Raw genomic sequence first — 13,938 nt, forward strand, 5'->3', positions numbered from 1 at the left:
CAGCGCGTCTGAGAGTTGTATAAATTGCTCAAAATGTTCAAATATGTTTTCGGTAGTTTCTATAATAATTGTTTTTGAATTAATTCGGTTAACGCTTTTGTACTTGGTCTTGGCGCATCTGTATCTATAATTTTACCTGTTTTATCAAACAATAAATATCGTGGAATTGTTTTGATATTATAGTTTTTATAAAGATTGGTTTTTTTCCAGTTTGAAATAATATAATTATGTGTTTCTAGCTGAATTTTTTCCACTTTTGAAGCTCTTTTCCAAGCATTGAAATCTGTATCAATAGAAATTTCAATAACTTGTAATTCATCTTCGTTAAAAGTAGTTTTTAAATTTTTTAATGCAGGCATTTCTTGTCTACAAGGCGCGCACCAACTTGCCCAAAAATCGACAAGTACAATTTTACCTTTTTGGTTTGCTAATACTTCTTCAAAAGTAAAAGTTCTATCTTCAATTAAATTACTCAAAAGTCCAACAGTTCTATTTGCAGTATTTAGTTTTTTAGTATTCGTATTTAAATATGTCAAAACCGTATTCCATTTTTCTTCCAATTCCGTATTTGTATTAAACGCATTGAATTTTTCAAGGTATTTTTTGAATTTACTTTTTTCCAGAAAATAAATACTTTTTAAGTACGAATTGAGTATTACTTCTTTGGAAGTCGTGTTCAAAAAAGTTTCTTTTGCGAGAATCAAATCAAATCGTTTTGAATTTTTGACTCTTCTCTTTTTTTTAAAATAGGTATAATCAATATAAGCTCTAATCGCAAAAATATATTCTTGATTATCAAGTAAATTGGCATCATTCAATTGAATTCCGATACTATCTAAGTCAATAACTTCATTTTTTTGATTTGCTTTTCTAATTTTATTTGCGGCATGTTTTAGTTGTACAAGTTGTTTTTTCTCATTAAAAAAAGTAGTTGTTATTTTGTCAATTTCCATCAAACTATCAAGTAAAAAATGTCCGTTGGTAAGTGATTTTTCTAGATTTAAAGAAGAAATTGGATACTCTTTAGTGGTGTCGAGCACAATTCCGCCTTCGCGAATATTCTTCTTATAGTGTAGATAGTCAAAGTTGAATTCTGCCCAATTTTTAGTGCTTGTTGGAATTTCAAATACTGGAAAATCAACATGTTTTGTGTTTGATAATTGTATCCTATCAATAGAAATCATAACACTGTCTCCTTTTTCAATAGTTAACACATAATTAAAGGCAACAAAAGGATCGCCGCCTAAAATCCGTATGTTTTTTTCGGTTGGAATTGTAATAGAAGTTCGTTGCTTTTTTTTACCCAAGTATAACATATCAGGTTTATCCTGAAATTCATCAACATAAAAGTTTGTGAAAAACTCATCAACAGTATCGTGAACGCTGATAACAATTTCATTTTTCTTTTCTATTCTAATTTTTTCTGTTGGAACAGGTAATTTGGTTTGTGGTGTTTTTTTTGGCTCACTTTTACATTGGCAAAGTAAAATAAAAGCAAAAATGGGTAGTAGTTTTTTCATGAACTAAATCGCGCAAAAATTATTCCATAGTTGACTTTTGTAATGTTTCTAACAATTGAATTCCTTTCCTGTCTAGACTTTCAAGTATTTGTTCTGTTGATTTTTCTTCTCCATCTTGAAAAACAATTGTAGCAACTTCTCCAATTAGTGTAATATGTTCAATTTTAGAGATAGGAAGTTTAAATTTTGCACCAATTTCTCTTTTCAAGTAATTTCGAGCAGAAATTGCCAACAAAACTAATCCAGCGATTAGTGAAAACTTCACTTTTCCAGAATCAATTGGGAAAATAATAAGGAAAACAATAAGTACGATAATAATAAAAGGAATAATTTTCATTCGAAATTGTCGAAATGAGTTTTGTTGTTGAATTCCTTTTTCTTTCAAACCTTTTACTTCAGACCAATTTCCAGTATTCGTAAAATATAGATTTTCAGCATCAATATTTACAAAACCATATTCGTATCTAAACCACTCTTTCATCCTATTTTTTTCTAAATATAAGCAGTATTCATTAATAAATAATACGAAATGAATAGCATTCCCAATAATATTTAAACATATTTCAAGAGTGAAAATCGATACGAATGTAAACGAATGTTATAAACTTAAAGCACTTAAAAAGCTTTCATTCAGAATATTTTCAGGATCGAGCATATATTGAGTTAAACCAGTTTCTCCAATTAAAATAAGCAGGTTGTTTTGAATAATAACATCAAAACTATCGGCATCAATGGCATGAACTAGTTGCATATTTTCAGGATCAGAAATATCAAATATTTTCACCTGATCATCGCATACAAATAGATACTTATTTTGATAAAATCCCATGCCAACTGGTCCAACCATATTGCGTTGTGAGATAAGTATAGGATTTTCAGCATTGGTAACATCATACACTTCTAACACATTTAAGTTTTCGCCACATAAATTACCACCTTTCAAAGTTACAAAGGCATGCGAAGAAGTAGCAATTACAGGATCACAAGCTGTAAAATGTTGTACTGCTGATAATAGTTGCGGTGTTTCTGATTGTGAAGCATCATAAATAAACATTCCGTTTCGTGACCCTATATATAGGTATTCTTTATAAGAAGATAATGTTTCAATATTAAAACCTACATTAATCGTGTTTACCAACACAGGATTTTCTGTATTTACAATACTAAAAACGTTTAAGCTTTGAAAATCTACGGTATATAAATAATCATCTAGTATTACAAAACGTGCTAAAGATCCTGATTGACCAGTTTCACTTCCTTCGAAAGAAGCAACATCTGATGTTGCATTCGCTGAATCAGAAGAACAAGAAGTATTTAGTATTCCTATACATACCAACGCAATTAAAATTCTTAGTTTTTTCATGTCTTTAGTTTTGTGTCCAATTAATTACTATTTCATTAGGTGCTATATTTGGGTAAAATCCATCAGGAGAAAGGAGTTGAGGAAATATATTTTCAACTCTTTGCGTTTCAACAATTCCATCGAAAGCCGCATTAAATTTCAGCGCTACAAGATCTACAGCTTGATTTATGTAGAAAGAATCATTTTTAAAAATAAGATCCGTTGCTCCTGGAGTTACTAAAAACTTTTCTACAATTGGGTTAGCAGGGTCGGCGTTATTTATAATATGGAATCCAGTATATGGTTCATTAATAAATAAGTATTGTCCTTTAACATAAATTTTTCCAGTTTCGATAATGGGTTTTGCTTCTTGTAAAGTTATTGAAGTTTCTAACTCAGAACGTAACATTGTTGTTGGCTCGAAGAGAGATGCTGACGGACCTGTAGCAGTTGGAATAAAGTTGTCATCATTATTATAAAAGCACGAAGTAAAAATAAGTGCAATGAATACGATGAAGTAGTTGGTTTTCATATTTATTGTTTTCACAATAGATACACAAAATGCAATTTGGTTGCGTTAAGAATAGCGAAATTTTTGATGCTACCTTTTCTTCTTTCTAAAAAGTAAAATAATATCCGTGATAAAATATGCTGAAACAACTACGATTCCAAGAGTTCCATATATGTATTTTTGATTTGGAAAAAAATGAAAAACACAAGCGTATAACGTCATCAAACCTAAAGGATAGGTAAGTATTCGAATAAAAATGCTGAATAACGATGTTTCTTTGATAGGGTTTTCTTCAGTGATTTCGATAGCTAATTTTTCAAAAATGGCTTTTCGCTGAATTCTCTTTTCACTTTCATACAACACTTTACAAAGAATGACATAGATGCTTAAAAAGATAACCTTGATGCATGTGAAAATCCAAAAATTATTTTGTTGAAACGAAGCCATATCTTTTGGAATAAAAAAGAAAACTAACACAGCGAAAATTCCGTAAACTAAAATTTTTCCAAAAATATTGAGTTCCGTTTTAATATCAATCAAATGATGTTGTGCATTAAATGAAAATGTAAAAACAGCATATAAACTCATCGTCCACTGATTGCGTTGCCAAAGTTGGACTTCTGTAGAAGAAACACTTCCTGAAACAAAAAGATTATTTCCTAAAATTCCGCTTAAGTGTGTCCAAAATGAGTTCTCTTTTTTAAGATGTATAAGTTGTTCCACTTCTTTTTTCGTGATTTCCAATATGCTGTAGTTTAAATATAACTGTTGATTATATATGTATGATTGTGAATCAAATTGTTACTAAAACAAAAAAACCACACTGATTCAGTGTGGTTTTTTTGTTTTTATATAAGAGAATAAACTATTCTTTCTCTACTTTTTTAGTTTCGTCATCTTTAGTAGCATCTTTAAATTCTTTAATTCCACTACCTAATCCACGCATTAATTCTGGAATTTTTCTTCCTCCGAACAAAAGTAATACAACGACTACAATTAAAATAATTGAATATCCGCCTGGAATTGCTAAAAACATGTTTAAAGACATCATAATGATTAAAGTTTAAGGTACAAAGGTAAAAATAAATATATATACCACGACAAAGAAGCATAAAAAAACGCTTTCACACAATATTATACACCATTATTTCAATGTATAAATGGTATTACTAATAATTTCTTTTAAGTTTGTAGTGTACAATTGAGCTATGGCGAAAGACAATCAGAAAAAACAACGACTCAAAAAGAAACTTTTACACAAGTATCGTTTAGTTATTCTGAACGAAGATACTTTTGAAGAACGCGTTTCCTTTAAACTAACACGTTTAAATGTCTTTGTATTGACTGCTTTTTCGATAATTTTACTTATTGTCTTAACTACATTTCTTATTGCTTTTACATCACTACGCGAATACATTCCAGGTTATTCATCTACGGCATTAAAAACAAAAGCAATAGAACTCAATGAAAAAATTGATTCCTTACAACAGGTTCGTGTCCGTGACTCTATGTATATGGCTTCTATTAAAAATGTCCTTACGGGAGAAATAAAAAGCGAAAACATTAATAAAGATTCACTCTATGAATCTTTCAAAATTGATGCTGAAGAAGTAGACTTAACGCCAAGTAAGCAAGATTCGTTACTACGTGAAGAAGTAGCTGAAGAAGACAAATACAACTTATTTGAAACGGCAACTTCCAAAGTGAACTATGTATTGTTTCCTCCTGTAAAAGGAAATATTACACAAGAATACAATCCGAAAGAAAAACATTTTGCAATTGATATTGTAGCCCCAAAAGATACGCCAGTGAAGGCTACTGCTGACGGAACGGTTATATTTTCAGAATGGACAGTTTCTACAGGATATGTTTTAATCATTGAACATCCAAATAATTTAATCTCTGTATACAAACACAATGCTTCACTTACCAAACAACAAGGTGATTTAGTTACTGCAGGAGAAGTAGTAGCAACTGTAGGAAATACAGGTGAATTGACCACAGGGCCACATTTACACTTCGAATTATGGAGTGAAGGGTATTCTGTGAATCCAACATCATATATTGATTTTAAATTATAAAAAGTTACATCTGATCGAATAAAAAAAAACAACCAACAGATGAAATCCTTAAAAGCTTTACTTGCCAAACCTTTTGCCAAACGCATTCAAAAGAAAGTGTATAAATGGGCAAACAACCCTATAAAAACGCAAGAAAAAGTATTTAAACAACTTATACAGCAAGCAAAAAATACTGCTTTTGGAAAAGATCACGATTTTGAAAATATTCATTCTTATGAAGATTTTGTAAAACGAGTTCCTATTCGTGATTACGAAGCTTTAAAGTCGTATGTAGAACGTGTTGTTGCAGGTGAAAAAGATATTCTTTGGAAAGGAAAACCTCTTTACTTTGCCAAAACCTCAGGAACTACATCTGGCGCAAAATATATTCCAATTACGAAAGAATCAATGCCAACACATGTAGAAGCTGCTCGAAATGCAATTTTATTATATGTTGCCGAAACAGGAAATGCCGATTTTGTAGATGGAAAAATGATCTTTTTACAAGGAAGCCCTATTCTAAAAGAAGAAAACGGTGTAAAACTTGGACGACTTTCAGGAATTGTAGCACATTATGTGCCTGGTTATTTGCAAAAAAATAGAATGCCAAGTTGGGAAACTAATTGTATTGACGATTGGGAAACCAAAGTAGAAGCCATTGTAGATGAAACTTTGGATGAAAAAATGGCGATCATTAGTGGAATTCCTTCGTGGGTTCAAATGTATTTTGAACGAATTCAGGAACGAACAGGTAAAAAAATTGGAGACGTTTTTCCAGATTTTAAATTGTTCATTTTTGGAGGAGTCAATTATGAACCGTATCGAAATAAATTTGAAAACTTGATTGGTAGAAAAGTGGATAGCATAGAATTGTATCCAGCTAGTGAAGGATTCTTCGCTTTTCAAGACCAGCAAGATGATAAAGGCATGTTATTACAGTTAAAATCGGGTATTTTTTATGAGTTCATCGAAGCAAATACCTTTTTTAACGAAAACCCAACACGCATATCTCTAAAAGATGTAAAACTAGGCGTAAATTACGTCATTATTATTTCAACCAATGCTGGACTTTGGGGTTATAATATTGGCGACACTGTAGAATTTACTTCTATAAAACCATATAAAGTAATTGTTTCAGGCCGTATCAAGCATTTTATTTCGGCATTTGGAGAACATGTTATAGGGAAAGAAGTAGAACACGCATTAAATGATGCACTGCAACATTCTGGCGCAAGCATTAATGAATTTACAGTAGCACCTAAAATAAACACAGAAAATGAGTTGCCGTATCATGAGTGGTTTATAGAATTTGAAAAAGAACCTAAAGATATACAGGCTTTTCAGGAGACAATAGATGCATCATTACAACAACAAAATAGTTACTATTTTGATCTCATAAAAGGGAAAGTTTTACAACCATTAAAAATTACGAAAATCCAAAAAGACGGGTTTCAAAATTATATGAAATCAATTGGAAAATTGGGTGGACAAAATAAAATTCCAAGATTATCTAACGATAGAAAAATCGCGGAAACGCTAACGAATTACAAAAAAGCATAGAAATATCAAATTAACTTGTATTTTTGTGCGGAAAAATCATATATGAGTAACATTAAAATACATAAAAGAACTAGAGCGCAAGAATCGTCAGGAGCTATTGAACGTTTGTACATTACCATGAGACACTTATTTAATCGTGGGTTTTACAAACCAATGGGAGTTTCTGGAGAGACATTGCGTCAGGCACTACTGTTGTTACGTCCCGAAATATATGGATCTGTTGCTGAAGAAAAAGCTGAAATTAACGGGTTACTATACGTTATTGATCGTTTGCCAATAGGAATTGAAGAATGCCGTTTTATCAACCTAACTTCAGATGAAGGCTATAAAAACTCACATTTTAAAGTCATTATTCCGCCAAAAAGAAGAAGAAACTGTTATCGTATAGACGAAGAACAGATGAATATTGAAATCACGCGTGGACGTTCCGAAATCTATGATATCTTAACGCATTTGACGTTTTTGTTTATAGAATCGCACAAAATTTGCAATCGTGTACTTATTGGAGAAGATGGTGAAACCACACGCGATTGGGAAAAATTAGAAGCAGCTGTTTGTAAAAAGAAAAAATTAACCTTAGCAGAACGCGAAATTGCAATTACGCATACGGCAAACATTCTTGGACGAACATTTAAAGAAATATTAGACGCACATAAAACGTTTTCTACCAAAGAAAATCCAGAACGTTTCTTAAACATCATCTATTGGTTAGGGAAACTAGCCATTAAAGAAGTGACTACAGGAGAAAAAAGAACAATTACATTCAGTCCTGTATTGCGCGAACGTTTAGGACATCATATTCATGGTGAAGTTTGGGCAAACAACATTAAAAAAGTACTAAAAGAAAATAACTTATTACAAAGACCTATTCATATCATTAGTGCAAACATGCATAGTGTAATGAACTCAATATTTGCACCAAAATTATTAGAAAAACAACTCAAAACAGTCAATGAATTTGACATTTTTGAAGAGTTAAGTGCCTCTGGAAATAATGCTCTTCGAAATAAAGTAGAAAAAGAAGCGTTGAAAAAGGGAATGATTTATATAGAAGATGAATCAGGAACCAATATCAATGTGCAAATATTTGATACGGCAAAAATTGACTTTAGTAAAACAACATACACATGTTGTGCTCCTACAGATGATGAAAAACCAGTATTATTTGTAATGGATTATGCGTTTGGAGAACAAGCGTATGAAACCATTGATGAATTTTTAAAGCCATACATAAACGGTAATAAAAATCATAAGGAGTATTTAAATGTTGCCTCTATCTCTATTATGGGGAAAGCAGGTATATTAGAAGGAGGAAAAGGAGACATTATGATTCCGTCTGCACATATATTTGAAGGAACAGCAGATAACTACCCTTTTAAAAACGAATTACAAAAAGAAGACCTAGAAGGTCATGGACTGGAAGTATTTGAAGGTTCAATGATAACCGTTTTAGGGACTTCATTACAAAACAAAGACATTTTAAAATTCTTTCACGATTCTACCTGGAATGTTATTGGATTAGAAATGGAAGGAGCACATTATCAAAAAGCAATTCAATCTGCTTCAAAAATTAGAAGTAGTATCAACGAAGATGTAAAAGTTAGATATGCATATTACGCTTCTGATAACCCGCTAGAAACTGGGAGTACATTAGCTTCTGGAGGATTAGGGACAACAGGTGTAAAGCCAACATATTTAATTACAAGAAAAATTTTAGAACAACTATTTAACAACAAATAAAAAGGAAATGAGCGAGAATGTTCAAAACAACCCTGAAACGTCCCCCAAATCTCATAACGAAGTAGATTTAGGAGAGTTATTTAGAATGATTGGAAATGCCATTAATAAGCTTTTCAGGTTTATAAGAAATATACTTCTAATAGTATTTGACCTTATCATTAAGGTTTTAATAATAATTAGAATTCATATCATAAAATTTACAATCGCAGGAGTTTTAAGTCTTGTTATCGGATGGTTTATAGATTCTAAAAAACCTCCAATATATTCATCTAGTATGGTTGTTAACACCAACTATGGAAGTTCAAGACAATTTTACTCAAATATCCGTTACTATAATAACTTGGCTGAGGATGGTAAATCTGAAACATTAGCTAAGATTTTTGGTATTGATGAAGATGAAGCCAAAACATTAGCGGGGTTTTATATTGAGCCCAGTGTTACTGAAAATGATATATTAAAGTCGTACAATGAGTTTATGGTGCAGGCAGATACTGCTATTGTTAAAGATCAAATTGACTTTGAAAAATATAAAAGAAGTATTGACCCTTTAGATTACAAATCACACAAAGTAATCATTGCATCTCTTCAGCAGGACATCTTTAGAGAATTACAAGATAGTTTAATTACTCATAATGTTGAAAACGAATACGTTAGAAGGTTTAAGGATATCCGATTACGTAATATTGATGCGGAAGAAAAAATGTTAGAAAAACGAATGGTGATAGTAGATACACTTCGTAATGTATACAACAAATCCATTCTCAGTGAATCGCAAAAAACGAGTTCTTCTCAGACAAACATCCAATTGTCTTCGAGCACTGTAAAAACAAATGAAATTGAACTTTTTGATTTAGATGAGAAAATCTCTCAAAAAATACTTGAATTAAAAGAGAAAAAAGAATTTGGAGTAAATACTGTGGAAGTGTTAAATGACTTTACGCCAGGATCTGAAGTCAAAAGATTTTTCGATAGGTTTATTTTCAAAGTGCCAGCAATCATATTAACATTACTATTACTATTTATATTAGTAAGAGAGCTAAATAGATATTTAAATACTTACGAAGAAAAGAAACGATTAAATGTCTAAAAACTTTGTACTCATAACAGGAGGAGCAGGTTTTATAGGTTCCAACTATATTCCATATTTTTTGGAAGAATATCAAGATACGGTAGTTGTAAATCTTGATAAACTCACATATGCGGGAAATGTGGCAAACCTTTCAGAAGTACATAATAATGCAAATTACATATTTGTAGAAGGTGATATTTGTGATAGAAAATTAATAGAAGAATTGTTTGAGAAATACAATTTCAAAGGAGTCATTCACTTTGCAGCAGAATCGCATGTAGATAACTCTATCAAAAACCCGGATGCATTTATTCAAACTAATATTTTTGGAACATTCAACCTACTTGATGTCGCTAAAAAACATTGGATGGATGGGCCAAATCAAATAAAAGTAGGGTGCGAAAATTGCCGATTCCATCACATATCAACAGATGAGGTTTATGGAACTTTAGGAGAAACGGGCTTATTTACAGAAAGCACTTCGTATGCACCAAATAGCCCATACAGTGCTTCTAAAGCATCATCTGATTTTATTGTACGTAGTTATTTCCATACGTATGGAATGAATGTGGTAACAACAAACTGTTCTAATAATTACGGACCAAAACAACATGATGAAAAATTGATTCCAACCATCATCCGAAAAGCAATTGCTGGAGAGAATATTCCAATCTATGGAGATGGAACAAATATTCGTGATTGGTTATATGTGTTAGATCATTGTAAAGGAATTGATTTGGTATATCAAACAGGGAAAACAGGAGAAACATACAACATTGGTGGTCGAAATGAACGCAACAATGTGTATATTGCAAATACAATATGTGAATTGTTAGACAAATTGCATCCAAAAGCAAAGTCGCACAAAGAACAAATCACGTTTGTTTCTGACAGACCAGGACATGATTTTAGATATGCTATCGATGCGAGCAAAATAGAAAATGAACTCGGATGGAAAGCTGAAGAAAATTTTGAATCTGGTATTGTGAAAACTGTACAATGGTATTTGGATAAATACACAAAATAGTTAAAAATAAAAACGAAGCTTAACCAAATGAAAGGAATAGTATTAGCAGGAGGATCAGGAACACGATTGCATCCACTTACCTTAGCCGTAAGTAAGCAATTGATGCCTGTGTATGACAAACCGATGATATACTATCCAATCTCAACGCTGATAAGTGCAGGAATTCGTGAAATATTAATTATTTCAACGCCGCAAGATTTGCCTTTATTCCAAAAACTACTAGGCGATGGGGAAAAATTTGGCTGTGAATTTCATTACGAAGTACAAGCAGCACCAAATGGTTTAGCAGAAGCATTCATTATAGGAGCAACATTTATCGGAAATGATAAAGTAGCACTTATATTAGGCGATAATATATTTTACGGATCTGGTTTAGCAACGCTGTTACAGGCAAATAATAATCCGGAAGGAGGAATTATTTATGCTTATCATGTGCATGATCCAGAACGTTATGGTGTTGTAGAGTTTGATAAAGAAGGAAATGCAATTTCTATAGAAGAAAAGCCAGCTGCTCCAAAATCAAACTATGCAGTTCCAGGAATCTATTTCTATGATAATGAAGTCGTAGAAATTGCAAAAAACATAAAACCAAGTGGACGTGGCGAACTCGAAATTACAGATGTAAATCGCGTTTATCTTGAAAAAGGAAAACTAAGTGTAAGTATCCTTGATAGAGGAACAGCTTGGTTAGATACAGGAACATTCAACTCATTAATGCAAGCTTCACAATTTGTGCAAGTCATAGAAGAGCGCCAAGGATTAAAAATTGGAGCTATTGAAGAAGCTGCGTACAGAATGGGATTCATAAGTAAAGAACAATTAGATGAACTTGCAAAACCACTATTAAAAAGCGGTTATGGAAAACATCTCATAGAAATACAATAATATCTTGAACATTACATATACACCATTAGCGGGCTGTTTTGTTATAGAACCTCAAATATTTGGGGATACTAGAGGGAGTTTTATGGAAACTTATAACAAGCAAAAGTTTCCTGCTGATGTACATTTTGTACAAGACAATCAATCAACTTCTCAAAAAGGAGTGTTGCGCGGATTACACTTTCAAAAAGGTGATCACAGCCAAGCAAAATTGGTGCGTGTTATTAAAGGAGAAGTGTTAGATGTAGCTGTAGATATTAGACCAGATTCTACAACATTTGGACAGCATTTTTCTATTGTTTTAAATGATAAAAACAACAAGCAACTTTTTGTTCCTAGAGGGTTTGCACATGGCTTTATTGTATTAAAAGATGATACTATTTTTGCCTACAAATGTGATAACTTTTATAATAAAGAATCAGAATCAGGAATTATATATAATGATCCCGATATTGCCATAGATTGGATGCTTTCGGAAGATGAAATTTTACTTTCTGATAAAGATAAAATACTTCCCAATTTGAAAACTCTAACGCTATGAAAACGGTTTTAGTTACAGGAGCTAATGGTCAGTTGGGAAAATGTATTCAAAAAATACACAAAAACTATCCTGAATTTTCATTTTACTTTAAAAGCTCTCAGCAATTAGATATCACTAATCAGGAAAGAGTTTCTCACTATTTTGCCAAAAACAATATAGATTATTGCATTAACTGTGCTGCTTATACCAATGTTGAATTGGCAGAAACAGAACAGGAAAAAGCATACCTTGTCAACGCGGAAGCAGTCAAAAACTTGGCAATTATATGCAAAAAAAGCAATACAACGCTTATTCATGTGTCTACTGATTATGTTTTTGATGGAACTAGCATAAAGCCATATACAGAAGAAGATACTACAAATCCAATTAGTATATATGGCGCATCAAAAAGACAGGGAGAAATTTACATAGAAGAACACTTAACAACATATTTTATCCTCAGAACCTCTTGGTTGTACTCTGAATTTGGTAAAAACTTTTACAAAACCATATTACAAAAAGCCGCCGAAAAAGCAAATCTTACCATTACCACAGAGCAAACAGGAACCCCAACCAATGCAAATGATTTAGCAGATTCAATACTAGAAATCCTGACTAAAAATCATACAGAATATGGAATTTATAATTTTAGTAATGAAGGAAAAGCTACTTGGTATGATTTCGCACGCGAAATTATAAGCAATATGAAGCTTTCCGAAGAAAAACAACCTGTATTACAAGAAATAGCTTCGTACAAAACCAAAGCTGAAAGACCAGTATATAGTGTGTTGAATAAAACAAAAATTAAAAGAATTAAAAAAGACATTCCTGAATGGAAAGCAAGTCTTAAAAATTTAATGCTCAAACATAAAATTACTTAAATTACCATATACCATGAATAAAAATGAAGAACTAGAAATCGCTATACAAGCAGCATTAGATGCAGGAAGTGAAATCATGAAAATATATGAGAAGGTTGATTTGGAGGTTGAAATAAAAAGTGACAATTCTCCATTAACCATTGCTGATAAAACTGCAAATACGGTTATTAATGGGTACCTTAAAAATACAAGTATACCTATCATTAGCGAAGAAAATAAAGTAATATCCTTTGAAGAACGTAAAAACTGGAATCAATGTTGGATTGTAGATCCATTAGACGGAACAAAAGAATTTATTAAGCGAAATGGTGAATTTACGGTTAATATAGCGCTTATAGAAAACGGAAAACCAAAAATAGGAGTTATCTATGCACCTGTGAAAAAAGATCTTTATTACGCTGTTGTAGAAGAAAACAAAGCATTTAAAGCTTCTGTTGAAGAACACAATACATCACTTAAAGAAGTATTTGATATTGCGAAAGAAATTGCGCCAAGTAAGGAGGAGGAAACTATAAAAGTAGTGGGAAGCAGATCTCACATGAATCAAGAAACGCAAGATTTTATCAGTCAACTAAAAGAAAAACATCCTGAAGCAACTGTTGAGGTAATCTCAAAAGGAAGTTCGCTTAAATTCTGTTTAGTAGCCGAAGGAGAAGCGCATTACTATCCAAGATATGCACCAACAATGGAATGGGATACAGCTGCTGGGCAAGCAATATGTGAAGCTGTAAACTTAGAGGTAATTTCTCAAGCAACAAATGCACCGTTGCTTTACAACAGAGAAAATCTATTAAACTCTTGGTTTCTTGTTGCTAAAAACTAACAT

The 13,938-nt window shown here is 31.9% G+C and carries 15 protein-coding genes; 9 read left to right on the forward strand and 6 right to left on the reverse strand.

The features are described 5' to 3' along the window. Positions 1-59 precede the first annotated feature (59 nt). The 6 genes from Q0828_RS04235 to Q0828_RS04260 all read right to left on the reverse strand — a co-directional run bounded on the left by Q0828_RS04235 (position 60) and on the right by Q0828_RS04260 (position 4,424). Positions 60-1,520 carry a TlpA disulfide reductase family protein gene (locus tag Q0828_RS04235; protein ID WP_298417963.1) on the reverse strand — a complete coding sequence of 487 codons (1,461 nt, stop codon included), beginning with the start codon at positions 1,518-1,520 and terminating at the stop codon, positions 60-62. Positions 1,521-1,539: 19 nt separating this feature from the next. Beyond that, positions 1,540-2,001 (reverse strand): hypothetical protein, encoded by a 462-nt coding sequence (locus tag Q0828_RS04240; RefSeq protein ID WP_298417965.1) that lies wholly within the window; start codon positions 1,999-2,001, stop codon positions 1,540-1,542. Between the two features lie 117 nt (positions 2,002-2,118). Next, complete coding sequence (locus Q0828_RS04245) at positions 2,119-2,883, reverse strand: hypothetical protein (RefSeq protein WP_298417966.1); 765 nt, start codon at positions 2,881-2,883, stop codon at positions 2,119-2,121. Between the two features lie 4 nt (positions 2,884-2,887). Further along, entirely contained in the window at positions 2,888-3,394 is a 507-nt protein-coding gene (locus Q0828_RS04250) for a hypothetical protein (protein ID WP_298417968.1), read from the reverse strand. A 69-nt stretch (positions 3,395-3,463) separates the two neighbouring features. Then, positions 3,464-4,117: a hypothetical protein gene (locus Q0828_RS04255; protein ID WP_298417971.1), complete on the reverse strand. Its 654-nt coding sequence runs from the start codon at positions 4,115-4,117 to the stop codon at positions 3,464-3,466. 121 nt (positions 4,118-4,238) lie between these two features. After that, on the reverse strand, positions 4,239-4,424 hold the full coding sequence (locus tag Q0828_RS04260) for a twin-arginine translocase TatA/TatE family subunit (RefSeq protein ID WP_298417972.1): 186 nt from the start codon (positions 4,422-4,424) through the stop codon (positions 4,239-4,241). A 157-nt stretch (positions 4,425-4,581) separates the two neighbouring features. Between Q0828_RS04260 and Q0828_RS04265 the strand changes: the two genes are divergently transcribed. From Q0828_RS04265 to cysQ, 9 genes are read left to right on the forward strand one after another with little or no spacing between them, the layout of a single operon-like run. Then, positions 4,582-5,454 carry a M23 family metallopeptidase gene (locus Q0828_RS04265; protein WP_298417974.1) on the forward strand — a complete coding sequence of 291 codons (873 nt, stop codon included), beginning with the start codon at positions 4,582-4,584 and terminating at the stop codon, positions 5,452-5,454. Positions 5,455-5,493: 39 nt separating this feature from the next. Then, positions 5,494-6,993 (forward strand): GH3 auxin-responsive promoter family protein, encoded by a 1,500-nt coding sequence (locus Q0828_RS04270; RefSeq protein WP_298417976.1) that lies wholly within the window; start codon positions 5,494-5,496, stop codon positions 6,991-6,993. A 42-nt stretch (positions 6,994-7,035) separates the two neighbouring features. Beyond that, the gene (locus Q0828_RS04275; protein ID WP_298417978.1) at positions 7,036-8,733 is read left to right on the forward strand and encodes a hypothetical protein; all 1,698 of its coding nucleotides are present in this window, start codon (positions 7,036-7,038) and stop codon (positions 8,731-8,733) included. A gap of 7 nt (positions 8,734-8,740) precedes the next feature. Then, entirely contained in the window at positions 8,741-9,820 is a 1,080-nt protein-coding gene (locus Q0828_RS04280; protein ID WP_298417980.1) for a hypothetical protein, read from the forward strand. Beyond that, a complete protein-coding gene (rfbB, locus tag Q0828_RS04285) occupies positions 9,813-10,829 on the forward strand; it encodes a dTDP-glucose 4,6-dehydratase (RefSeq protein ID WP_298417982.1) in 1,017 nt (338 codons plus the stop codon). The genes Q0828_RS04280 and rfbB overlap by 8 nt, the downstream gene beginning before the upstream one ends. 27 nt (positions 10,830-10,856) lie before the next feature. Next, positions 10,857-11,714 carry a glucose-1-phosphate thymidylyltransferase RfbA gene (gene rfbA, locus Q0828_RS04290; protein ID WP_298417983.1) on the forward strand — a complete coding sequence of 286 codons (858 nt, stop codon included), beginning with the start codon at positions 10,857-10,859 and terminating at the stop codon, positions 11,712-11,714. 4 nt (positions 11,715-11,718) lie between these two features. After that, on the forward strand, positions 11,719-12,252 hold the full coding sequence (gene rfbC, locus Q0828_RS04295; protein WP_298417985.1) for a dTDP-4-dehydrorhamnose 3,5-epimerase: 534 nt from the start codon (positions 11,719-11,721) through the stop codon (positions 12,250-12,252). Beyond that, positions 12,249-13,112 carry a dTDP-4-dehydrorhamnose reductase gene (rfbD, locus tag Q0828_RS04300; RefSeq protein WP_298417986.1) on the forward strand — a complete coding sequence of 288 codons (864 nt, stop codon included), beginning with the start codon at positions 12,249-12,251 and terminating at the stop codon, positions 13,110-13,112. Before rfbC ends, rfbD begins: the two co-directional genes overlap by 4 nt. 13 nt (positions 13,113-13,125) lie before the next feature. Further along, positions 13,126-13,935, forward strand: a complete 810-nt coding sequence (gene cysQ / locus Q0828_RS04305; RefSeq protein ID WP_298417988.1) for a 3'(2'),5'-bisphosphate nucleotidase CysQ — start codon at positions 13,126-13,128, stop codon at positions 13,933-13,935. Positions 13,936-13,938 lie beyond the last annotated feature (3 nt).

The organism is uncultured Kordia sp., from assembly GCF_947496985.1.
GTDB lineage: Bacteria > Bacteroidota > Bacteroidia > Flavobacteriales > Flavobacteriaceae > Kordia.